At 73.4% G+C, this 21,640-nt stretch carries 25 protein-coding genes and 1 pseudogene; 7 read left to right on the forward strand and 19 right to left on the reverse strand.

Features of this window, described 5'->3' with window-relative positions; translation table 11 throughout:
• Positions 1–76 precede the first annotated feature (76 nt).
• From GVV04_RS04330 to GVV04_RS04340, 3 genes are all read right to left on the reverse strand, one after another.
• On the reverse strand, positions 77–1,276 hold the full coding sequence (locus GVV04_RS04330) for a DUF1015 family protein (RefSeq protein WP_161684759.1): 1,200 nt from the start codon (positions 1,274–1,276) through the stop codon (positions 77–79).
• A gap of 11 nt (positions 1,277–1,287) precedes the next feature.
• Positions 1,288–1,584, reverse strand: a complete 297-nt coding sequence (locus GVV04_RS04335; protein ID WP_235965713.1) for a hypothetical protein — start codon at positions 1,582–1,584, stop codon at positions 1,288–1,290.
• 141 nt (positions 1,585–1,725) lie between these two features.
• Positions 1,726–2,325, reverse strand: coding sequence for a DsbA family protein (locus GVV04_RS04340; protein ID WP_201753035.1), 600 nt, complete (start codon positions 2,323–2,325; stop codon positions 1,726–1,728).
• 246 nt (positions 2,326–2,571) lie between these two features.
• Here GVV04_RS04340 and pepN point away from each other — a divergent pair, with 246 nt between their 5' ends.
• Complete coding sequence (gene pepN, locus GVV04_RS04345; protein ID WP_161684763.1) at positions 2,572–5,124, forward strand: aminopeptidase N; 2,553 nt, start codon at positions 2,572–2,574, stop codon at positions 5,122–5,124.
• Between the two features lie 28 nt (positions 5,125–5,152).
• Positions 5,153–5,368, forward strand: a complete 216-nt coding sequence (locus GVV04_RS04350; protein WP_235965714.1) for a hypothetical protein — start codon at positions 5,153–5,155, stop codon at positions 5,366–5,368.
• Positions 5,369–5,465: 97 nt separating this feature from the next.
• Here GVV04_RS04350 and GVV04_RS04355 read toward each other — a convergent pair whose 3' ends face one another.
• From GVV04_RS04355 to GVV04_RS04425, 15 genes are all read right to left on the reverse strand, one after another.
• Positions 5,466–5,873, reverse strand: coding sequence for a DUF5130 family protein (locus GVV04_RS04355; protein WP_161684765.1), 408 nt, complete (start codon positions 5,871–5,873; stop codon positions 5,466–5,468).
• Positions 5,860–6,162, reverse strand: a complete 303-nt coding sequence (ctaJ, locus tag GVV04_RS04360; RefSeq protein ID WP_456238320.1) for an aa3-type cytochrome oxidase subunit CtaJ — start codon at positions 6,160–6,162, stop codon at positions 5,860–5,862. Before ctaJ ends, GVV04_RS04355 begins: the two co-directional genes overlap by 14 nt.
• Before the next feature lie 221 nt (positions 6,163–6,383).
• Positions 6,384–6,812 carry a PIN domain-containing protein gene (locus GVV04_RS04365; RefSeq protein WP_161684766.1) on the reverse strand — a complete coding sequence of 143 codons (429 nt, stop codon included), beginning with the start codon at positions 6,810–6,812 and terminating at the stop codon, positions 6,384–6,386.
• Positions 6,809–7,027 carry a type II toxin-antitoxin system VapB family antitoxin gene (locus GVV04_RS04370; RefSeq protein WP_161684768.1) on the reverse strand — a complete coding sequence of 73 codons (219 nt, stop codon included), beginning with the start codon at positions 7,025–7,027 and terminating at the stop codon, positions 6,809–6,811. Before GVV04_RS04370 ends, GVV04_RS04365 begins: the two co-directional genes overlap by 4 nt.
• Before the next feature lie 29 nt (positions 7,028–7,056).
• The gene (locus GVV04_RS04375; protein ID WP_161684770.1) at positions 7,057–8,082 is read right to left on the reverse strand and encodes an amidohydrolase family protein; all 1,026 of its coding nucleotides are present in this window, start codon (positions 8,080–8,082) and stop codon (positions 7,057–7,059) included.
• Positions 8,082–8,606 (reverse strand): 3-hydroxyanthranilate 3,4-dioxygenase, encoded by a 525-nt coding sequence (locus GVV04_RS04380; protein WP_161684772.1) that lies wholly within the window; start codon positions 8,604–8,606, stop codon positions 8,082–8,084. Before GVV04_RS04380 ends, GVV04_RS04375 begins: the two co-directional genes overlap by 1 nt.
• Entirely contained in the window at positions 8,603–9,031 is a 429-nt protein-coding gene (locus GVV04_RS04385; RefSeq protein WP_161684774.1) for a RidA family protein, read from the reverse strand. The genes GVV04_RS04380 and GVV04_RS04385 overlap by 4 nt, the downstream gene beginning before the upstream one ends.
• A gap of 64 nt (positions 9,032–9,095) precedes the next feature.
• Positions 9,096–9,869 carry a 2-keto-4-pentenoate hydratase gene (locus GVV04_RS04390; RefSeq protein WP_161684776.1) on the reverse strand — a complete coding sequence of 258 codons (774 nt, stop codon included), beginning with the start codon at positions 9,867–9,869 and terminating at the stop codon, positions 9,096–9,098.
• A complete protein-coding gene (gene dmpG / locus GVV04_RS04395) occupies positions 9,866–10,939 on the reverse strand; it encodes a 4-hydroxy-2-oxovalerate aldolase (protein ID WP_161684778.1) in 1,074 nt (357 codons plus the stop codon). Before dmpG ends, GVV04_RS04390 begins: the two co-directional genes overlap by 4 nt.
• Positions 10,936–11,907 carry an acetaldehyde dehydrogenase (acetylating) gene (locus tag GVV04_RS04400; RefSeq protein WP_161684780.1) on the reverse strand — a complete coding sequence of 324 codons (972 nt, stop codon included), beginning with the start codon at positions 11,905–11,907 and terminating at the stop codon, positions 10,936–10,938. Before GVV04_RS04400 ends, dmpG begins: the two co-directional genes overlap by 4 nt.
• Entirely contained in the window at positions 11,904–12,698 is a 795-nt protein-coding gene (locus tag GVV04_RS04405; RefSeq protein ID WP_161684782.1) for a 2-keto-4-pentenoate hydratase, read from the reverse strand. The genes GVV04_RS04400 and GVV04_RS04405 overlap by 4 nt, the downstream gene beginning before the upstream one ends.
• A 55-nt stretch (positions 12,699–12,753) precedes the next feature.
• Positions 12,754–14,235 carry a 2-hydroxymuconic semialdehyde dehydrogenase gene (locus tag GVV04_RS04410; RefSeq protein WP_161686643.1) on the reverse strand — a complete coding sequence of 494 codons (1,482 nt, stop codon included), beginning with the start codon at positions 14,233–14,235 and terminating at the stop codon, positions 12,754–12,756.
• A 17-nt stretch (positions 14,236–14,252) separates the two neighbouring features.
• Complete coding sequence (locus GVV04_RS04415; RefSeq protein ID WP_161684784.1) at positions 14,253–15,596, reverse strand: FAD-dependent oxidoreductase; 1,344 nt, start codon at positions 15,594–15,596, stop codon at positions 14,253–14,255.
• Entirely contained in the window at positions 15,593–16,894 is a 1,302-nt protein-coding gene (gene kynU / locus GVV04_RS04420; protein ID WP_161684786.1) for a kynureninase, read from the reverse strand. The genes GVV04_RS04415 and kynU overlap by 4 nt, the downstream gene beginning before the upstream one ends.
• Positions 16,895–16,908: 14 nt before the next feature.
• Entirely contained in the window at positions 16,909–17,811 is a 903-nt protein-coding gene (locus GVV04_RS04425) for a tryptophan 2,3-dioxygenase (RefSeq protein WP_161684788.1), read from the reverse strand.
• A gap of 146 nt (positions 17,812–17,957) precedes the next feature.
• On the opposite strand from GVV04_RS04425, the gene GVV04_RS04430 reads away from it, so the two are divergent.
• The 3 genes from GVV04_RS04430 to GVV04_RS04440 all read left to right on the forward strand — a co-directional run bounded on the left by GVV04_RS04430 (position 17,958) and on the right by GVV04_RS04440 (position 19,922).
• Positions 17,958–18,410, forward strand: coding sequence for an Lrp/AsnC family transcriptional regulator (locus GVV04_RS04430; protein WP_161684789.1), 453 nt, complete (start codon positions 17,958–17,960; stop codon positions 18,408–18,410).
• 137 nt (positions 18,411–18,547) lie between these two features.
• On the forward strand, positions 18,548–19,072 hold the full coding sequence (locus GVV04_RS04435; protein ID WP_161684791.1) for a hypothetical protein: 525 nt from the start codon (positions 18,548–18,550) through the stop codon (positions 19,070–19,072).
• A gap of 10 nt (positions 19,073–19,082) precedes the next feature.
• Positions 19,083–19,922, forward strand: a complete 840-nt coding sequence (locus GVV04_RS04440; protein ID WP_161684793.1) for a class F sortase — start codon at positions 19,083–19,085, stop codon at positions 19,920–19,922.
• A gap of 86 nt (positions 19,923–20,008) precedes the next feature.
• Here GVV04_RS04440 and GVV04_RS04445 read toward each other — a convergent pair whose 3' ends face one another.
• Complete coding sequence (locus GVV04_RS04445; RefSeq protein WP_161684795.1) at positions 20,009–20,551, reverse strand: HNH endonuclease; 543 nt, start codon at positions 20,549–20,551, stop codon at positions 20,009–20,011.
• Between GVV04_RS04445 and GVV04_RS33835 the strand changes: the two genes are divergently transcribed.
• Entirely contained in the window at positions 20,541–20,672 is a 132-nt protein-coding gene (locus GVV04_RS33835; RefSeq protein WP_268926233.1) for a hypothetical protein, read from the forward strand. The genes GVV04_RS04445 and GVV04_RS33835 overlap by 11 nt on opposite strands.
• Before the next feature lie 422 nt (positions 20,673–21,094).
• Positions 21,095–21,331: pseudogene (locus GVV04_RS32825) on the forward strand (hypothetical protein); the annotation flags it as partial.
• Positions 21,332–21,640 lie beyond the last annotated feature (309 nt).

Genomic DNA, 21,640 nt, shown 5'->3' on the forward strand with positions numbered 1-21,640 from the left:
GCACGGGCGGCGGCGCGGAGCCGTCTTCGTCACAGAAGGGCTGGTCACCCGGGTCGTCGGCCGGCGTGTCGCGCGCTCAGCGGGACAGTTCGGCCACCACCAGGCCGCCGCGGGCCTTCGGGGTGAACCAGGTGCTCTTGCGCGGCATCTTCTCCCGGGCCAGGTTGACCGCGACGAAGTCGTCCACGGTCACCGGGGCGATCAGCACCGCCAGCTCGGCCCGGCCCGCCTCGACCTCGCCGGTCAGCCAGCTCGCCGGGTAGTCCCCGCCGACGTAGGTGATCCGCTTGTCGCCCGGGTCGAGGCCCAGCGCGTCGCGCATCAGCACCCGCTCCACCAGCGCGTGGTCGAGGTTCTCCAGCCGTCCGCCGTCGACGTGCGGCAGGCGCACCGCGTACCCCTGGTCGGCCAGCCGGAGCGCGACGATGCCGCCGGCCGTCGGGACCTCGACCGGACCGTCGATCGCGGTGACCTCGGCACCTGCGGCGCGGAGCCGGTCGACCAGCTCCGCCGGGGTGACGGTCAGCTCGCTGACCAGCCGGTTGTACGGCTGGATCGCGACCGACGCGGGGGTGGTCACCACGGCCAGGAAGCGGGGCAGGCCGCCGGTCTGGGCGGCGAGGCTGCGGTGGTTGCCGTCGGCGACCACCAGCTCGCCGCCGCCGGCCAGGGCGGCCAGCGCGTCCTGCTCGGGGCCGGGGCCGAGCAGCCACACGGCGTGCGTGCGCCCGGACTGGTCGGTGTCGGTCGCGGCGGGCGCCCCGGCCGACTCGGTCGCCGCCGCGAGCGCGGCGTGCAGCTCGTCGCCCCGGCCGGTCTGGAGCAGCAGTACGGGCGAGAGCAGGTGCCCGAGCGCCTCGGCGAGGGCGACCCGCTCGCGGACCTTCGCGATGAAGACGTCCTCGTTGCGGATGACCAGGCCCGGCTCGTCGGCGCTGGTGGAGATCTGGTCGGTGTCGACCATGGCGAACAGCCCGTACGCGGTCTCCTCCCCCGGCGCGCTGATCCGGTAGAGGACCACCACCTGCTCGGCCGGGGTGTAGCTGCCGTCGGCCTTGGCCTCGGCGAGGCGGGCCACCGCGTCGGGGAGCGCGTCGAGGAAGGACTTCCCCAGGGTCTCCGGTGCCCGGTGCGGCATCTCGATGCCGAGGGCACTGTGCGGGTTCGACTCGATGATCGCGGTGATCTCCGCGTCGTCGGCGAACTCGTCGTAGTTCTGCGCGCCGGTGCCGCCGGTGGTGATCCAGGCCCGGGCGATCGGATGCACGACCGTCATGTCCGCTGACGCTACCGCCGGCCGGTTACGCCCCGCAGCGGGCCCCGCACCCCGTCCACCAGTTGAAAGGAGGTGGCCGGTGCGACGGGCCGGCCAGGCGCGCCGGGGGGCGGGATCAGTCGGGAGGTGGCCGCCACCCGGGCGACGCCGACCACGATCGGTGGGGCCAGCAGGTCGACCATCTCGGCCGGCAGCGCCGGCCGGACCGCCGGCCAGCCGGCGTCCGCCACGGACCAGTACGTCGCACCGGGGTCCCCGGTCGCCGCCTGCGGCTGCGCGTCGTCGGACGTGCGGTGGTGCTTACCCATCGGATGCCTCCACGAGCTGCCGGGCGCGGCCCTGCGGGCCGTCGGCGGGACATCCGGTGGAACGACCCCCGCGCCGCCCGGTGACGCCCCCACGGCGCGCCGCCCGCCCGGCGGAGGCGCGCCGTGGGGCCCTCCCCACCCTCAGTCGAAGCTGGGGTCGACCTCGCGGGAGCGCTTCAGCTCGTAGAAGCCCGGCGTGCCGGCGACCAGCAGCACGCCGTCCCAGAGCCGGCCGGCGGCCTCCCCCTTCGGGCACGGGGTGACCACCGGGCCGAAGAAGGCCACCGGCGTGCCGTCCGGGCCCGGGGCGTGAATGACCGGGGTGCCCACATCGGCGCCGACCGGCCGCATGCCGGCCTCGTGGCTGGCCCGCAGGGCCTCGTCGTACTCGGTGCTGTCGGCGGCGGCGGCCAGCGCCGGGTCCAGCCCGGCGTCGGTGAGCGCCGCCGCGTACAGCTCCGGGCCCCGGTCCTCTTTGCCGAGGTGGATCCGGGTGCCCAGCGCGGTGTACAGCGCGCGGACGGCGTCCTGGCCGTGCTTCTGCCCGACCGCGACGCAGAGCCGCACCGGACCCCAGGCGGTCCGCATCAGTTCCTGGTACTCCTCGGGCAGCTCACGCCCCTCGTTGAGCACCGCGAGGCTCATCACGTGGAAGCGGACGTCCACGTCGCGGACCTGCTCCACCTCCAGCACCCAGCGGGAGGTGATCCACGCCCACGGGCAGAGTGGGTCGAACCACATGTCGACGGTGGCACGGTCAGTCACTGTGCGGTTCCCTTCGCGACGGGAGCGCCGGGGGTCGGCGCCTCGTCCCCCGATCCTCCACCCCACCCGGCATCGACCGGTACCGGAATGAGAGCGTGACCTCGGCCACCGAGAGGTGTCCCGCCGTGGAAGACTCGGATCCACCGGCCGCCACGAGCGGACGGTGGGCTGGCGCCGCAGCGGCGCACGGCGAGAGCGGGATGGAGACGAACAGTGCCGGGAGTGCGCAACCTGACCCAGGTCGAGGCCACCGAGCGGGCCCGCCTGCTCGAGGTCACCGGGTACGACATCAGTCTGGACCTGTCGACCGCCGTCCAGGCCGCCGACGCCCGGACCTTCCGGTCGGTGACCGAGGTCCGGTTCCGCTGCGCCGAACCGGGCACGTCCACCTTCATCGAGGCGGCCGCCGAGTCGGTGCGCTCGGCGACGCTCAACGGCGTCCCGGTCGACGTGTCCGACTGGTCGGCGGACAGCGGGCTGACGCTGGCGGGGCTGGCCGAGGAGAACACCCTCGTGGTCGACGCCGACTTCGCGTACTCGAACAGCGGGCAGGGGCTGCACCGCACGGTCGACCCGGTTGACGGGGAGACCTACCTCTACAGCCAGTTCGAGACGGCGGACGCCCAGAAGGTCTTCGCCTGCTTCGACCAGCCCGACCTGAAGAGCGTCTACACCTGGCACGCCACCGTCCCGGAGCACTGGCGGGTGGTGTCCAACATGCCGGTCGAGCGCGAGGTGCCGGCCGGCGAGGGGCTCAAGACCGTCCACTTCGTCTCGTCGGCCCGGATGAGCACCTACATCACGGCGCTCTGCGCCGGCCCGTACCACGAGGTGCGGGACAGCCACGACGGCATCGACCTGGGGGTCTACTGCCGGGCCTCGATGGCGCAGTACCTCGACTCGGACGACCTGTTCCTCATCACCAAGCAGGGCTTCGACTTCTTCCATGAGCAGTTCGGCGTGCGCTACCCGCTGCCGAAGTACGACCAGCTCTGGGTGCCGGACTTCAACGCCGGCGCGATGGAGAACTTCGGCTGCGTCACCCACGCCGAGTCGCACTACATCTTCCGCTCCCAGGTCACCGACTTCGAGTACGAGCAGCGGGCCAACACGATCCTGCACGAGCTGGCCCACATGTGGTTCGGCGACCTGGTCACCATGCGCTGGTGGAACGACCTGTGGCTGAACGAGTCGTTCGCCGAGTGGGCCAGCCACTGGTGCAACGCCAACGCCACCCGGTTCACCGACGCCTGGACGACCTTCCTGTCCATCCGGAAGAACTGGGGCTACCGGCAGGACCAGCTCTCCTCCACCCACCCGGTCTACTGCGAGATGCCGGACCTGGAGGCGGTCGAGGTCAACTTCGACGGCATCACGTACGCCAAGGGCGCGAGCGTGCTCAAGCAGCTCGTCGCGTACGTCGGCGAGGAGCCGTTCGTGGCCGGGCTGCGGGCATACTTCGCCAAGCACGCCTGGGGCAACGCCACCTTCGACGACCTGCTGTCGGAGCTTGAGGCGGCCTCCGGCCGGGAGCTGCGCAAGTTCGCCGCGCAGTGGCTGGAGACCGCCCAGGTCAACACCCTGCGTCCCGAGGTGACGATCGACACCGACGGCAGCTATCAGCGGGTGGTGGTGCGGCAGGAGGCGCCGGCCGGGTACCCGACGCTGCGCACCCACCGGATCGGCGTGGGCCTGTACGACCTGACCGACGGCCGGCTGGTCCGCCGGGAGCGGATCGAGGTCGACGTGACCGGCGAGCTGACCGAGCTGACCGACCTGCACGGGGTGCGGGCGGCGGACGTGCTGCTGCTCAACGACGACGACCTGACGTACGCGAAGCTGCGGCTGGACGAGCGGTCGATGGCCACGGTGGTGCAGCACATCGCCGGCTTCGAGTCGTCGCTGTCGCGCGCCCTGTGCTGGATGGCCGCGTGGGACATGGTCCGCGACGCCGAGCTGTCGGCCCGCGACTACGTGGCGCTGGTGCTGGCCGGGCTGCCCGCGGAGACCGACATCAACCTGGTCACCGCCACCCTCCGGCAGGCGACCACCGCGCTGGCCTACTACGCCGACCCGGCCTGGGCGCCGACCGGCTGGGCCGAGCTGCACCGGGCGGCGAAGGCCGCGCTGGCCGCCGCCGAGCCGGGCAGCGGGTTCCAGCTCGCCTGGGCCCGCGCCGTCACCTCGGCGACCCGCTCCGCCGAGGGCCTGGCGACCCTGCGGGGCTGGCTGGCCGGCACCGACGTGCCGGCCGGGCTGTCCGTCGACACCGAGCTGCGCTGGACGGTCCTCCAGCAGCTGGTGGCCAACGGGGCCGCCGGCACCGAGGAGATCGAGGCCGAGCTGGCCGGCGACCGCACCGCCAGCGGTGAGCGGGAGGCCGCGCACGCGCACGCGCTGGTGCCGACGGAGCAGAACAAGGCCGCCGTCTGGGCCCAGCTCACCGGCCCCGACCCGCTGCCGAACTGGCGCAACCGGGCACTGTTGCAGGGCTTCGCCCCGGCCGTGCAGGCGGAGCTGGTCGCCCCGTACCGGGAGAAGTACTTCGCCGTGGTGGACCAGGTCTGGGCGCAGCGGGACAGCGAGCCGGCGCAGGAGTTCGTCCAGCTGGCGTACCCGGACCAGGAGGTCTCCGAGGAGACGGTCGCGGCCACCGACGCGTGGCTGGCCGCCGCCGACGGGCAGCCGGCGTCGCTGCGCCGGTTGGTCGCCGAGGGCCGCGACGCCGTCGTACGCGCGCTGCGGGCCCGCGCTCGGGACTCCCGCAGCGCCTGAGTCGAGTGTTACCCGGCCCGGGGCCGGCGTGGGCGTTCGTCCCCGCCGGCCCCGGGCCGTCGCCGAGGCGAGAGTTCCCGCCTACTGGCGGGTCGAACGGGGCGACTTCGGGCCGGTCCTGTACCGCTACGAGCTGGGCAAGGGCGACCACTACCACCTGCTCGGCACCGTGGGCCCGGACGACCCGGCGCGGGTCGCCGAGCCCTGGCCGATGACGCTCGACCCGAGCGCCTGGCCCCGCTGAGCACGCCCTCCGGTCGACCCACCCCCGAACGCACCGACACCCGGCCCGCAGTCGCGGACCGGGTGTCGTCGTCGTGCGGGCAGGCCCCTGGCTGTGCTCAGCCCTTGCCGGCGTGGCTGGCGAGCTGGTCGAGGCCGTTGATGATGCCGCCGGCCAAGTCGCCGCCGCCGAAGGCCGCCACCATGGAGAGGGCGGCCAGCTTGGCGTACGTGTCGGGGATGCGCTTGCGGGCGTAACGGCCGGTGACGACCTCCAGCTTGCGCTGGTTGGGCGACACGGCGATCAGGACCGACCGGTCGGGATCGGCGAGCTGGCGGTGCAGCCGCTGGGCATGCTCGCGGATCGGCTCGTCGAGGCCGCCGACGTAGACCGAGAAGACCAGCCCGGTCCCGTGGTCGGCCAGGCGGAGCGCCTCGTCGATGCGCAGCAGCTGACGGGTCGAGAACGGCCCGTCGAGCACCTCGGGCGGTGTTTCCATGCCGGCCTGCATCTCACCAACGGTCACTTGCGCCTCCGGTTCCCCCGGCCGGCGTCTCGATGCCGGCCTTCTCAAGCTTGTGGCTGGTGAGCGCCGGTGCCTGCGCACCCGCGGCCAGCACGGTGCCGGCCGAGTCGGCCAGCTGCTCCGGGCGGCCCAGGAACCAGACCGGAGTGAAGTTGAAGGGTCGGCCCGGCCGGTAGCGCTTGGCGGCGGCGCCCTTGCCCGGGCCGGCGGCGAATGCCAGCGCGGCGATCACCAGCACCACGGCCGCCGGGATGCCGACGAAGATCAGCAACGTCTCGGTAACAGACAATCCCAACGCCCCCAGGCGGAAAGAGAGACCAGGAATCCCGGGTCGGGTGGACGATCATGGACACCGACCGCCCGACTCCGCTCCTGCTCACGTTAGCGGAGTCGACGGCCCGCCAGACTGCGGGGTGGCGATCCCACCCGCCACCGCACCCCGCCCATCCTGCCCGCTCCGGCCACCGGCCGCACGGCAGACACGACGGGGCTGCGGTCAGAGGGCTGCGGTCAGCTCAGGGTGCCGGCCGGCGCGACCCATTCGCATCGCGGGCCGCCCACATCCCGGATCAGATCGAAGTCGCGGTCGTAGTGCAGGACGACGGCGGAGTACTCGGCGGCGACCGCCGCCACCGTGACGTCCACCGGACTCGCCGCGCGGTGGTGTCCTCGGGCCGTCAACGCCAGTTGCAGATCCCGCGCCCGGGTGGCCACCGCCGCCGTGATCGGCAGCTCGACCATGAGCTCGGAGCGCCGAGCTCGCACCGCCATCGCGTCCCGGAAGTCGCGAGCGCTCCGCCCGTCCTCCAGATCCAGGGGGAGACAGGTGGCGGCCAGCCGCTCCTCCAGGATCACCGAGATCCGCTTCCGCGCAGTCGGCTGCCGCAGCCGCCCCCAGGCGGAGGTGTCAATCAGATACAGGCCGGGGGGAGGTCTCACGCCGCGTCCTGCCGACCCTCGGGCGTCTTGTCGTCCTCCAGGAGCCCGGTCCAGTCCCGGTCGATGGCCAGTAGCTCGCGGATGGCCTCCATCCGCTCGCTCCGCTCGGCGACCAGCCGGAGCGCGGCGTGGATCGTGTCCTTCTTGCTCTTGGTGCCCAACTCCCGCCGGGCGCGGTCGAGCAGCTCATCATCAAGATCGATAACAGTCTTCACGCCGCCGAGTATATATAGCCGATCGCCGGCTATACATGCGACCTGCCGAGGAAGCGCAGGGCGTTGGCGGAGAGCAGCTTGTCGCGCTGGGCCGCGGTGAGGAAGTCGGCCGCGCGGACCACCCGCCCGGCCGGGCGCTCCCCCAGCGGGTACGGGTAGTCGCTGCCGACCAGCACCCGGTCCTCGCCCATGGTGTCCACCAGCAGCCGCAGCGCCGCCGGCTCGAACACCACCGAGTCCACGCAGAACCGGTCGACGTACGCGCTGGGCGGCGCGGCGGACGCGCCCCGGACCAGGTCACCCCGGCGGTGCCAGGCGTTGTCGGCGCGGCCCAGCCAGAACGGAAAGCTCCCGCCCCCGTGCGCGAAGCAGAGCCGCAGCGACTCCGGCACCCGGTCGAACACGCCGCCGAGGATCAGCGCCAGCACCGACAGGTGCGTCTCGGCGGGCATCCCGGTCAACCAGCGGGCCATCCACCGGTCCAGCCGGGGCCCGCCCGGCATGTCCCACGGGTGCACGAACACCGGCGCTCCGACCTCGGCGCAGTGCTGGAGGAAGGTGACCACCCCCTCGTCGTCGAGGTCCCGGTCGCCGACGTGGTTGCCGATCTCCACCCCGACGTGCCCGGCCGCGAGGCAGCGGTCCAGCTCGGCGCAGGCCGCGTCCGGGTCCTGCAACGGCACCTGGCAGAACGGCACCAGCCGGTCGCCGCCGGCGGCGGTGACCTCCAGGGTGAGGTCGTTGAAGATCCGGGCCACCTTCACCGCCTGGTCGGCGGGCCGGTCGTAGCTGAAGAAGACCGGGGTCGGGGACACCACCTGCACGTCGATCCCGTCGGCGGCCATGTCTGCCAGCCGGGTCGGCGCGTCCCAGCACTGCGCGCCGACCGGCCGGAACTCCGTCTCCCCCACCATAATCATGGCGGCCCGCTCGGAGTCGACCCGCAGCCAGGGCCAGCCGGACCCGCCGCACGCCGCGCCGAGGTCCGGCCACCCCTTCGGTACGACGTGTGTGTGCACGTCGACCACGCCGGGTCGCCCGGCGGGCGCCCCCATCAGCCCTTGCCCGGGTGCAGCGCGCCGCACTCGCCGCAGGTGCGGGCGGCCTCGTCGGCGTAGAACGCGCCGAACACCGGGGGCAGGTCGGCGGCGATGTCGTGGACCTGCAACTCCACCTCGTGCACCTTGTGCCCGCACTCCGGGCAGTACCACTGGAACTTCTCCAGCGTGCCCGCCTCGCGGACCCGCTCGACCACCACGCCGATCGAGCCGACCTCGGGGCGCTGCGGCGAGTGCGGGGTGTCGCGCGGCAGCATCCACATCTGGCCCTCGCGCACGTGCACCGTACGCGGCCCCTGCGGGGTCATCAGGTTGACGTGCATGTTGCCCTTGACCTGGTAGAAGAACTCCTCGTACGGGTCGACGTGGAAGTCGGTGCGCTGGTTCGGCCCGCCCACCACCATCACGATGAAGTCGTCGGAGCCGGGGAACATCTCCCGGTTGCCCACCGGGGGCTTCAGCAGGTGCTGGTTCTCGGCGACCCACCCGGGGAAGCTGAACGGCTCGGCGATCTCACTCACGACTGACCTCCCGACGGAACAAGTGCCACGGCTTGCATCTCGATGAGCAGGTGCGGGTGCGGAAGCTGGTGCACGGCCACCGTCGTCCGGGTCGGCCCGGTGGCGTCGAAGAACTCCGCCCACACCTCGTTGTAGCCACCGAAGTCGTTCATGTTGACCAGGTACGACGTCACCTGCACGAGATCGGACAGGTCCGCGCCGGCCGACCGCAGCAGGTCCCGGACGTTCCCGATCACGGCCCGGGTCTGCGCCCGGACGTCGAGGTCGGTCGTGCCGAACTCGTCCACCGACACGCCCGCGAAGGTGTTGTCCGGCCGCCGGGCCGACGTACCGGAGACGAAGACGAACCCCCCGGCGACCTTTACGTGCGGAAACGCCCCGCGCGGCACGGCCTTGCCGGCGACCACGCGCGCCTCGCCGCTCACGACCGGCCACCCGGCGGCGACCCGACGACCGCGACCCCCGTTACGGCCACGCCGGGCGGCGCGCTCACGACGACGCCCGCAGCGACGCGGCGCCGAGCTTCTCCACGACGGCGCGGACGTGCGCGCCGGGGCGCAGGGGCACGGCGGCGGTGGCGGCCCCGGCGAGGAAGACCCAGCCCGACCGCAGTCGCACCCCGTGCCGCCCGGCGAGGCAGAGCCCTTCGTCGAGGGCCCGGCGGGGGTCGCCGAGGATCGCGGCCGTCGAGCCGACCTGGACGACGCGCCCGTCGATTTCGAGGAGCACGCCGAGGTTGTCCAGCCCGTCCGGCACCGGTGACCAGGCTCCGACGGCGAACGCGGCGGCGGAGGCGTTGTCGGCGATGACGTCGGGCAGGGAGAAGGTGAAGTTGGCGTACCGGGAGTCGATCAGCTCGATCGCCGGGGCGACCGCGCGCACCGCGTCGGTGAACGCCCCGACCGGCTCGCCCGGCTCGGGCAGCCGGTCCAGCAGGAACGCCACCTCCGGCTCGACCCGGGGGTGGATGAACGCGGCCGGGTCGACCGTGCCGCCGTCGGGGACCCGCATCACGTCGGTGAGCCGGCCCCAGATCACCTCGTCCACCCCGACCTGGGCCATCTTCGCCCGACTGGTCAGCCCCATCTTCAGCCCGACGAGGCGCTCGCCCCGGTCCAGCCGGCGCTGCACCAGCGCGGTCTGCACCGCGTACGCGCCGTCGGCGTCCAGGCCGATCTCGGCGGCGAGCTGCGGGATCGCGGTGGCCGTGTCGGCCGCCGCCCCCAGCCTGCCGGCGACGCCGGCGGTGTCCACCCCGATCACGCGACCTCCTCCTGCCCGCGCCGACCCGCGAGGTCCAACGCCACGTCCACGATCATGTCCTCCTGGCCACCGACCATCCGCCGCCGCCCCAGCTCCACCAGGATCGACCGCACGTCCACCCCGTACTTCGCCGAGGCGCGCTCGGCGTGCCGCAGGAAGCTGGAGTACACCCCGGCGTAGCCGAGGGACAGCGTCTCCCGGTCCACCCGCACCGGCCGGTCCTGCATCGGCCGGACCAGGTCGTCGGCGGCGTCCATCAGCGCGAACACGTCGCAGCCGTGCTTCCAGCCGTGCAGCTCGGCGACCGCGACGAACACCTCCAACGGGGCGTTGCCGGCCCCCGCGCCCATCCCCGCCAGCGACGCGTCCACCCGCACCGTGCGCCCGTGCGGGGCGTCCGGCCCGGCCGGGACGCCGCCGACGACCCGGCCGTGCTCGACGGCGACCACGCTGTTGGCCACCCCGAGCGACAGGTTGTGATGGGCGTGGATACCGATCTGCGTCTGCGCCGACAGCACCTGCCGGTACGCGTCGACCCGCTGCGCCACGTCCGACATCAACAACCGGCCGCCCGAGTCGGTGACGTAGACGCAGTGCGCCCCGTACGACTCCATCAGCGCGGCCTGCGCGGCCAACCCGGCCGGGTCGGTCATGTGCGACATCATCAGGAAGCCGGACACGTCCATGCCGTTCTCGCGCGCCCAGGAGATGTGCTGGGCGGAGATGTCCGCCTCGGTGCAGTGGGTGGCGATCCGGACGCTGGTCACCCCGAGCGCCTTCGCCGCCCTCAGGTCGGCGATGGTGCCGATCCCCGGCAGCAGCAGGGTGGTCAGCCGCGCGGTGGTCAGCACCTCGGCCGCGGCGGAGATCCAGTCGGCGTCGCTGGCCGCGCCGTGGCCGTAGTTGACGCTGGACCCGGCCAACCCGTCGCCGTGCGCCACCTCGATCGCCGCCACCCCGGCCGCGTCCAGCGCCGCCGCGATGGCGCGCACCTGGTCGACGGTGTACCGGTGGGCGACGGCGTGCATCCCGTCGCGCAACGTCACGTCCTGCACGTACAGGTCGGTCATGCGGTCACCGCCTTCCGCAGTGCGACCAGCCGCTCGGCGGTGCGCAGCGCGGCCGAGGTCATGATGTCCAGGTTCCCGGCGTACGCGGGCAGGTGGTGCCCGGCCCCGGACACCTCCAGGAACACCGACACCTGCAAGCCGGTGAGGTGCCGCCCGAGGGCCGGCACGTACGCGTCGACCGGGTCGAACTGCACGTCCTGCTTGAGCCGGTACCCGGGGACGTACTCCTGCACGGTCGCCACCATCTCCGCCACCGAACCGGCGATCGCGGCCCGGTCCGCGTCGGCGTCGGGGCACAGGCAGTAGACGGTGTCCCGCATCATCAGCGGCGGGTCGGCCGGATTCAGCACGATGATCGCCTTACCGCGCCCCGCGCCGCCGACCACCTCGATCGCCCGCGCGGTCGTCTCGGTGAACTCGTCGATGTTCGCCCGCGTCCCCGGCCCCGCCGACTTCGAGGCGATCGAGGCGACGATCTCCCCGTACGCCACCGGCGTGACCCGGCCGACGGCGGCCACGACCGGCACGGTCGCCTGCCCACCGCACGTCACCATGTTCACGTTGGGCTCGTGCAGGTGCTCGTCCAGGTTCACCGGCGGCACCACGTACGGGCCGATCGCCGCCGGGGTCAGGTCGATCACCGTCCGGCCGAGGGCGCGGAGCACCTCGTCGTGCCGCCGGTGCGCGCCGGCCGACGTCGCGTCGAAGACCAGTTCCACGTCCGCGAACTCGGGCAGCGCGACGAGCCCGTCGACGCCCTCGGCCGTGGTGGCCACGCCGAGTCGGCGGGCCCGGGCCAGCCCGTCGGAGTCCGGGTCGATGCCGGCCATCGCCACCATCCGCAGGCTCCCCGGGGAGGGCGCGGAACGCGGGCGCGACTCGTCGGGGTCACCGCTGCGCCGCAGCACTTTGATCATCAGGTCGGTGCCGATGTTGCCCGACCCGAGCACCGCCACGCCCGTACTCATGAGGGTTCCCTCCCGAAGCTGGTACGAACCGAGCCGAGCCCGGAGATCCGCGCCTCGTACGCCGCGCCGGGCGTCGCCGGCACCACCGGGCCGAGCGACCCGGAGAGCACCAGGTCCCCCGCCCGCAGCGGGTCACCGGCGCGCACGAGCGTGCCGACGAGCCACTCCAGGGCGTTCAGCGGGTTGCCCATGCTGGCCGCCCCGGCACCGACCGAGACCGGCTCCCCGGCGTATTCGAGGACCATCCCGCACAGCCGCAGGTCCACGTCGGCCAGCCGGCGGGGCGTGGTGCCGAGCACGAACAGGCCGCTGGAGGCGTTGTCGGCGACGGTGTCCACGATGGAGATGTCCCAGCCGGCGATCCGGGAGTCGACGATCTCGATCGCCGGCAGCACGTGGTCGACCGCGCGGATCAGGTCGACGGCGGTGACCCGCTCGTCGGTCAGGTCCCGGCCGAGCACGAAGGCGATCTCCGCCTCCACCTTCGGCTGGAGCAGCCGGCCGAACGGCACCTCGACGCCGTCCCCGACGGCCATCGCGTCGGTCAGCAGCCCGAAGTCGGGATGGTGCACGCCGAGGCTCTCCTGGGCCGCCCGGGAGGTCAGCCCGATCTTCGCGCCCACCCGGCGCTCGCCCCGGCCCTGCCAGGCCCGCGTCTGGAGTTGCTGCACCCGGTACGCGGACTCGACGTCCCCCTCCGGCAGCAGCCGGCCCCGCAGTGGCGGGCAGGGCTTCCCGCTGCTGCGGGCCTCGGCCAGCTCACGGTTGGCCGCCTCGATGTCGACACTCATGCCCGCTCCTCGGTGCGTTCTCTCACGACGCCGTGCATTCTGCCCGCCGCGCCGGTCATGAGAGGTCCACGCAGACGTTGGTCAGTTCGGAGTAGAAGCCCAGGGAGTGCACGCCGCCCTCCCGGCCGATGCCGGACGCCTTCACCCCGCCGAACGGGGTGCGCAGGTCCCGCAGGAACCACGTGTTGACCCAGACGATCCCGGCGTCCAGCCACGCCCCCGACCGGTGCGCCCGGCCCACGTCGCGGGTCCACACCGTCGCGGCGAGCCCGTACTCGGTGCCGTTGGCCAGCGCGTACGCCTCCTCCTCGACGTCGAACGGGGCGACGTGCACCACCGGGCCGAAGATCTCCTCCCGGTTGGTCCGGGCCTCCGGGCCGAGCCCGGTGAGCACGGTGGGCCGCACGTACGCGCCACCGTCGCGGGCGTCGCCGAACGTGGGCCAGCCGCCCCCGGCACGCACCTGCGCGCCCTCGGCGCGGGCCAGGTCGTGGTAGCCGAGCACCTTCCTGCGGTGCTGCTGCGAGATCAACGGCATGTTCACCGTCGCCTCGTCCGCCGGCCACCCGTACGCCAGACCGTCGGCCGCCTTCGCCAACCGCTCGACGAACTCGTCGAAGACCGGCCGCTGCACGTAGATCCGCTCCGTGCACAGGCACACCTGGCCGCCGTTGGTGAAACTCGACCGCACCGAGCCCGCGACCGCCGCGTCCAGGTCGGCGTCGGCGAAGACCAGGCCCGCGTTCTTCCCACCCAGCTCGAACGAGACCGCCTTCACCCCGTCCGCCGCCGCCCGCATGATCGCCCCGCCGGTCGACGACTCGCCGGTGAACGTGATCGCGTCCACCCCCGGATGCCGGGTCAGGAACTCCCCCGCCGAGTCCGGGCCGAACCCGTGCACCAGGTTGAACACCCCGTCCGGCACCCCGGCGGCGGCCATCACCTCGGCCAGCACCGTCGCCGACGCCGGCGTCTCCTCGCTCGGCTTCACCACCACCGCGTTTCCGCAGGCCAGCGCCGGCGCGACCTTCCACGTCAACAACAGCAGCGGCAGGTTCCACGGCACCACCACCGCGACCACCCCCACCGGCTTGCGGACGGCGTAGTTCAACGCCCGCCCACCGGACGGGGTGACCGTGGTGAACGACTCCGTCGGCGCGGTCGCCACGATCTCCGCGAACGCCCGGAAGTTCGCCGCCCCGCGCGGGACGTCCAGGGTCCGGGCCTGCGAGACGGACTTGCCCGTGTCGGCCACCTCGGCGGTGACCAGGTCGTCGAAGCGGCGCTCCAACTCGTCGGCGACCCGGCGCAGCACCTCGGCGCGCTCCCGCTCACCCATCCGGCCCCACGGCCCGCGCAGCGCCGCCCGAGCGGCGGCCACCGCGTCGTCCACCGTCGAGCGGCCCGCCTCCACCACCTCGAACACCGGCTCCCCGGTCACCGGGCTGCGCTTGGTGAACCGCCGTCCGGCGTCGACGAACTCGCCGCCGACGAAGTGGCGCAGCAGCCCCGGCTCCCGGGTCGCCCGCCCGGCCATCAGGCCGGGATCCCAGCTCACGCCCATCGCCGCCGCCCCCGGGCCAGTGCCGCGCCGACCGCGCCGACCAGCAGCGTCGCCGCCGTGGCGGCCACCGCCCCGAGCACCACCTGCTGGCGGCGGACCCGCCGCCGCACCTGCGCGTACGGGGTGGTGGAGAAGGAGACCAGCTCGTACTGCGAGACGTACCGGCCGGGCAGGGCCCGCTCCAGCGCATGGTCCAGCTCGCGCCGGGCCTGGAACACCGGGGAGGCCACCTTGTCGCGCATCTCCACGAAGTTGGCCAGCGCCATCCGGGCGATCGCCTCCGCGTCGTCCTGCCGCCGCGCCTGGAACAGCGGCAGCGCCGCCGCCCAGTCGTCGTCGCACTCGTCGAGGCAGCGGTCGAGCACCACCACGTCCTCGAAGGCGCAGTTCGCGCCCTGGCCGTAGAACGGCACGATGGCGTGCGCGGCGTCGCCGATCAGGCCGACCCTCCCGTTCGCCTGCCACGGGGCGCAGCGGACCGTGCCGAGCACCCCGATCGGGTTGTGCTGGTAGTCGTCGACCAGGTTGGGCGCGAGCGGGACCAGGTCCGGGTAGTGGGTGGCGAAGTGCCGTTCGATCGCCGCCGGGCTGCTCAGCGAGGCGAAGCTCGCGGTGCCGTGGGTGGGCCAGAACAGCGTGCAGGTGAAGGAGCGGTCCGGGTTGGGCAGGGCGATCATCATCGAGGTGCCGCGCGGCCAGATGTGCAGCGCCGCCGGGTCGAGGGCGAACTCGCCGCCGACCGCCGGGATGGTCAGCTCCTTGTAGCCGTAGTCGAGGAAGTCGAGGCTCTCGCTCAGCACCCCGTACGCGAGGAGCTGCCCGCGCACCGCGGAGCCGGCCCCGTCGGCGCCGAGGACGACCGGCGCGGCGGCCGTGACCTTGCCCTGCGACGTCTCGAAGGTCATCTCCCCCGTGGCCGGGTCGAGCCCGACGAGCCGGTGGCCGAACGCGACCCGCACCCCGGGCAGCGCGGTGGCGGCGGTGAGCAGTGCGTTGTTCAGCGCGCCCCGGCTGATCGAGTTGATCGCCAGGTCCCCGGCGGCGCTGTACGACTGGAACTGCGGCTCGCCCGCGACCGGGTGGATCATCCGGCCGCGCATCGGCAGCGCGTCCGCCATGACCTGACCGTCCAGGCCGATCCGGCGCAGCGCGTCGAGCCCGCGCTCGGACAGCGCCAGGTTGATCGAGCGGCCCCGCTCGGCCCTCCCCGTGCGCGGGTCGGGTCGCCGCTCGTAGAGCGTCACCCGGTACCCGCGCCGGGCCAGGAAGCAGGCCAGCAGGCAGCCGGCGAGCCCGGCCCCGACGACGGCGATCTCGTCCCGTTCCGCGTTCATGGTTGGCTCTCCACCGTCACGGCCAGCGCGTCGGCGACCCGCCAGCAGTCGTGGTACGTCGAGTACAGCGGCACCGGGGCGAACCGAACGACGTCCGGCTCCCGGGCGTCGGCGATCACGCCGTGCTCGTGCCGCAGCCGCTTGGTCAGCTCGCCCGCGCTGCCCCCGCCGATGCGCACGGAGAGCTGGCAGCCCCGGCGCTCCGGCTCGCGCGGGGTGACCACCCGCAGCGGCCGGCCGGCGGTGACCTCGTCGAGCAGCCGCTCCAGGTATCCGGTGAGCCGCACGCTGCGCTCCCGCAGCGCCGGCATGCCGACCGAGTCGAACAGCTCCAGTGAGGTCCGCACCGGCCCCATCGCGAAGATCGGCGGGTTGGAGACCTGCCACGCCTCCGCGGTGGCCGGCGGGCGGGACACCGGGGTCATCTCGAACCGGGTGGCCGCCTCGGTGCTCCACCAGCCCTCGAGGCGGATCAGGTCGGCCCGGCCGAGGTGGCGCTCGTGGACGAAGACGCCGGCCAGCGCGCCCGGCCCCGAGTTGAGGTACTTGTAGGAGCACCAGGCGGCGAAGTCGACGTCCCAGTCGTGCAGCGCCAGCGGCACGTTCCCGGCCGCGTGCGCCAGGTCCCAGCCGACCACCGCCCCGGCGGCCCGGCCGGCGGCGGTGATCGCGGGGATGTCCATCAGCTCGCCGGTGAGGTAGTTGACCCCGCCGAGCAGCACCAGCGCGACGGTGTCCCCCTCGGCGGCCAGGAAACCCAGCACGTCGGCGGTGCGTAGGGTGTCCTCGCCGTCGCGCGGGCGCAGCCGGACCACGGTGGCGTCGGGGTCGAGGCCGTGAAGGCGGGCCTGGCTGCGCACCGCGTAGCTGTCCGAGGGGAAGGCGCCGTCCTCGATGACGATCCGGGTGCGCCTCCCCGCCGGCCGGTAGAAGCCGACCATCAGCAGGTGCAGGTTGACCGTGAGGGAGTTCATCACCACGGCCTCCGCGGGCCGGGCGCCGACCAGCCGCGCGACCGGCCCGGTCAACAGCTCGTGGTACGGCAGCCAGGGCCGGTCCGCCTCCAGGTGCCCCTCGACGCCGAGCCGGCCCCACGCGTCCAGGTCGGCGAGCAGCTCGGCGCGGGTGGCCCGGGGTTGCAGGCCGAGGGAGTTGCCGGCCAGGTACGCGGCCTGCGGGTAGCGCCCGCCGTCGGCCGGCGGCACGTGGAACAGGTGCCGGTGCCCGGGATCTGCCTGGTCGAGGCGGTGCGCCTCCTGCTCCGAGGGGCGCGTCGCGTCCCGCTCCGAGGTGTCCATGTCGTGCTCCTCGCTCACATTGCCGTCCGGGCCGACCACAGCTCAGGGAAGACCACCCGGGCCATGCTGCGCTGCAACCAGGCGAGGCCGGCCGAGCCGCCGCTGCCGACCTTGGCGCCCATGGTCCGCTGCACCGCCTTGACGTGGTTCCATCGCCAGTCGCCGAACTGCTCGGCCACCTCGGCCAGCGCCTCGCCGAGTAGCCGCAGGTGGTTGTCCGGGCCGTCGTCGGCGTACCCGGCCACCCAGGCGGCCTCCACGGCCGGGTGCGGCCGGTGCTCCTCGGCGACGTCCCGCCCCAGCACCTCGGCGGGCACGTCGAAGCCGCGCCGGGCCAGCAGGGCCACCACGTCGTCCCACAGGCTCGGGACGGCCAGCACGGCGCGCAGTTCGTCGTACACCTCGGGCTGCCGCCGGAACGGCCGGATCAGGGCCGGGTCGCGCAGGCCGAGCAGGAACTCCAGGTGCCGGTACATCGCCGACTGGAAGCCGGAGCCCTCGCCGAGCAGGTTGCGGAACCGGTTGAAGTCCGCCGGGGTCATCCAGCGCAGCCCCTTCCAGGCCGCGTTGAGCCCCTCCAGGTGCAGGGCCGCGCGGCGCAGCGGGGCCAGCGCGTCCCCGATCCGGTCGGCGCGCAGGCAGCGCTGCGCCTCGCGCAGCTCGTGGCAGGTCAGCCCGAAGTACAGCTCCATGATCTGGCTGACCACCAGGAAGGACATCTCGCCCGGGTCGTCGCTGAGGGGCTGCTGCAACCCGTGCAGGGTGCTGGCGTGCACGTACGCGTCGTAGGGCACCCGCTCGGCGAACTCCAGCGTGGGTTCGCCGCCGTTGCGGGCAGCCCGGGCCGCCCGCTGCTGCGGGGTCGCCGGACGGACCGCCGCGGCCAGCGCGGGGGCCCGCAGGTCCGTCTGCTCCACCTGTCGTCTCCATCCATCAGCCGGGTAGCGTCATGGTGCCCTGGTGGAAGGGCCGAATGGAATGCCGAATCGACGGCACCACCGGCCTCGGGCCTGCGGTGGCAAAGGCGAATTCCCCTGCGGGGTTTCGGGAAGGAAGGTCAGGCGTGGACCACATGGACTGGGCGCTGCTGCGCGAGCTCCAAGCCGACGCCCGGTTGTCGTTCAGCGAGCTGTCCCGCCGGGTGCACCTGTCACCGCCGGCGGTGGCCGAACGGGTCCGCCGGCTGGAGGAGTCGGGGGTGATCACCGGCTACCGCGCCCACGTCGACCTGGCCCGGGCCGGCCGCTCCGTGGTCGCCCTGATCCGGATGTCCTGCTACGGGTCCCGGTGCATCCTGCACGACCCGGAGGTGCCGCACTGGCCGGAGATCCTGGAGATCCACCGGATCACCGGCGACGCGTGCAGCATGCTCAAGGTCGCGACCGGGTCGATCGGCGAGTTCGAGCGGGTGATCGACCGGCTCGCCCCGTACGGCCAGCCGTCGAGCACCATGGTCCTGTCCACCCCCCTCGACTGGCACCCCGTCACCCCGCTGGACGGCGGGCCGCCCGCCTGACGCCCCGCGCCGCCCCCCTGTCGACGCCCCCGGCCCGCCGCGCCACCGACGTGCGGGTTTGCCCCGACGCCAGGGGGAAATGCAGGGCGGACTACCCGGGGGAGGATTCCGGTGCCCGGCACCGGGAGGGGGGAATCATGCGGGGGCTCACCGCGTCATATCGCGTCCTGTCGGCCGTGCTGACCGTGTTCGGCCTGGTCGGGGCGTTCGTCCTGGCCACGGTCGCGCCGGCCCGGGCCGGGGAGAACACCTTCGTCGAGGTCACGCCGAACAGCGCGCAGGCCGGCACCCGGGTCAACATCCGGGCGAGCTGCGACAACGACAACAAACGGCAGGCGGACGTGCGGTCCGACGCGTTCGGGCGGGTCGTGCTCCGGCCCGACAACGGCTTCCTGACCGGGGCGGTCACCATTCCGGAGAACAAGCGGTCCGGCGAGTACTCCGTCGAGCTGCACTGCGAGAACGGCGGCGACGCGACCACCACGCTCACCGTGCTGAACATGGCCCAGCCGAGCAAGGGGCCCAACACCGGTGGCGGCGGCACGGCCGGCGACGACCGGGGCACCGGCCCGCTGCTGCTCGTGGGCGGCCTCGCCGCGGCGGCCGTGGCGGCCGGGTTCGGGGCGTTCGGCGCGCGTCGGCGTACCAGGACGCGAACCTGACGAGGTCGCCATGGCCCGCCGACGTACGCGTGTCGACCAGGCCCGGGACCAGCGCCGCGGCGCCGGCCGGCTCCGAATCGCGGCCCGGCTGGTGGCCCAGGGGTGCCACCGGGTCTTCCGGGTCACCGGGCAGGCCCTCTCGGCCAGCGTCGCCACGGTCGACCCGGCCGCACACCCGGTGGCCGCCGCCCCGGGCCGGGGCGGGCCGGGCGCGGGCCGGTGGCGGCTGGCCCGCCGGGGCCCCGGCGGGCCGGTGCTGGTCATCGCCGCCCTGATGGTGCTGATCGTGGCCATGCTCGGCGTCGAGCGGGTGACCGGTTACAGCGTGCTGCCGGACCGGTTCATCGCCGGGCTGCGGCCCCCGCCGAAGAAGTTCCCGGTGCTGCCGGCCAGCCGGCCGGTCGCCATCAGCAGCGACCCGATCGACCTGGACGCCCCGGTGCACGACGTCGGCATCGCGGCGGACGGCAGCATCGGGGTGCCCGACGCCGCCCGCGCCCAGGAGGCCGGCTGGTACGACCAGGGGCCGACCCCCGGCCAGTACGGGCCGGCGGTGATCGTCGGCCACGTCGACACCCGGACCGGGCCGGCGGTCTTCCACGGGCTGAAGGAACTGCGCTCCGGCGACCGGGTCGAGATCCGCCGGGCGGACCGCTCGGTGGCGGTGTTCGAGGTCGACTCGGTGCACCGCTACGACAAGGACCAACTGCCGGTGGGCGAGGTCTACGGCGACTTCACCCGGCCGAGGCTGCGCCTGATCACCTGCGGCGGCCGGTGGGTCGGCGGGGAGACCGGGTACGCCGACAACGTGGTGGTCTACGCGTCCCTGGTGAAGGCCCGCCACGAGTGAGGCCCCGGCGCCGCTCGGGCCGCCGCCCCGGCGCCCGCTCAGGCCGCCGCTTCGATGCCCGCTCAGGCCGCCGCCCCAGCGGCCGCTCAGGCCGCCGCTTCGGTCTCGGGCTCTCGCAGGTCGAGCCAGTGGGCCCAGCGCGGGTCGGGGGTGCGGTGGCCGAGCACCCGCCAGGCCGTCCCCATCGGGACGGCGGGCGACGAGTGCAGCCGCCAGCCGAGCTCCGCCGGAGTCTTGTCGCCCTTGGTGTGGTTGCACCGGGCGCACGCGGCCACCACGTTCTCCCAGGCGTGCCGGCCGCCCCGGCTGCGCGGGAACACGTGGTCGATGGTCTCCGCCGGGCCCCGGCAGTACCCGCACCGCCAGCCGTCCCGGGCGAAGATCGCCCGCCGGGAGAGCCCGACATGGGTGCGGTAGGGAACCCGGACGAACCGGGTGAGCCGGACCACCGAGGGCACCGGGAGCGCGTTGCGGGCGCTGTGCAGCACGCCCTCGCCGTCGGCAACGCAGACCGCCTTGGCGGAGAGGACGAGGATCGCGGCACGACGCACCGACACGACACACAGCGGCTCGTAGGTGGCGTTGAGAACCAGCGCGCCGGAGCCCACCGTGGGTCGTATGTCAGGCATCGAGCTCACCCTCCCGGTCCAGCCGCTCCCACCGCTGGCCGCGCCGGGCACGCCCGCACACGGCGGCACCACGCCCGACGCCGGCAGGATCACCGACGTCCGCTGCGCCAATCGTCCCTGATAAGGCCCAGGATTGCACGTACTAATGTCGGAAGCTGGCTAGGCATCACCCGGAAACGGGCAGATCCGGCCTCTGAGCAGGGCCGGACCCCTCAACGCCTCTCGACGTCTTACACCCGTTTTCAAGCTCAGTTGTGCCGGATCTGTGCCTGATGATCATGCATACACATTGAACTTGGTAAACTTGATCAAGTTAGCTCAAGATCACTAGGGCGCTCGGCGTGAAGCGGGAAGCACCCTCGAAGCGCTGGCCATGGGTTCTCGTCTCCCTCGTCGTCCTGGTGCGGCTATCCCGCTGTGCTGGTCGTAGAGAACCCGAACTGGCCTCGGCACGGCGGTACCCCTGCCCCGGCCGGGCTCCTTCGAACCGGCCTGGGCAGGGGTACCGCAGGGAGGAAGATCGTGTCTCCTGACGCACGGGCCATGGCCCACCTTCGCCCCCCGTCGCCGGGTGAAGAGCTGCTGATCAGCCGAGAGGCGTCGGTGCAGTTCGCGAGACAGCCGGCCTTCATCTTCCGAGTGATCTCGGTGTGTCCGAAACCCAACTACCCGGGCTGGGTGTGGGTCACCGGCTACCAACTCGACGGCCAGGGCCACGCCGTCGCCAAGCGAGAGATCTACGTACGACTGGCCGGTCTCCAGCGCGTCCGCCGCTCTGACGGGTACCCGGGGTCGGACTCGGCTCTCGTGTCACGGCCCGACACCCGGCGGACACCGCCACAGCAGCGCCCTTGACCTGACCGGGACCAGCGACGCGGCCGGCTCCTGGACGACGACCCCGACCACGGCGACCCCCACCCCCTTCCCAGGTGCAAAGTTTGACCTGACCTGGACTTCGGCAGGAGCCGGCACGGGGGGGTCGCCTGCTCGGCAACTGCGGGCGCCGCCCCCTGCTTTGAGCTTGCCGGCTCAGCTCCCCGAAACCGAGCGGACGAAGCCTCGTGTACCCCGGCGTTGGACCGGGCCGCC

Origin of the sequence: Micromonospora rubida (genome assembly GCF_009908295.1) — a bacterium.
GTDB lineage: Bacteria > Actinomycetota > Actinomycetes > Mycobacteriales > Micromonosporaceae > Micromonospora > Micromonospora rubida.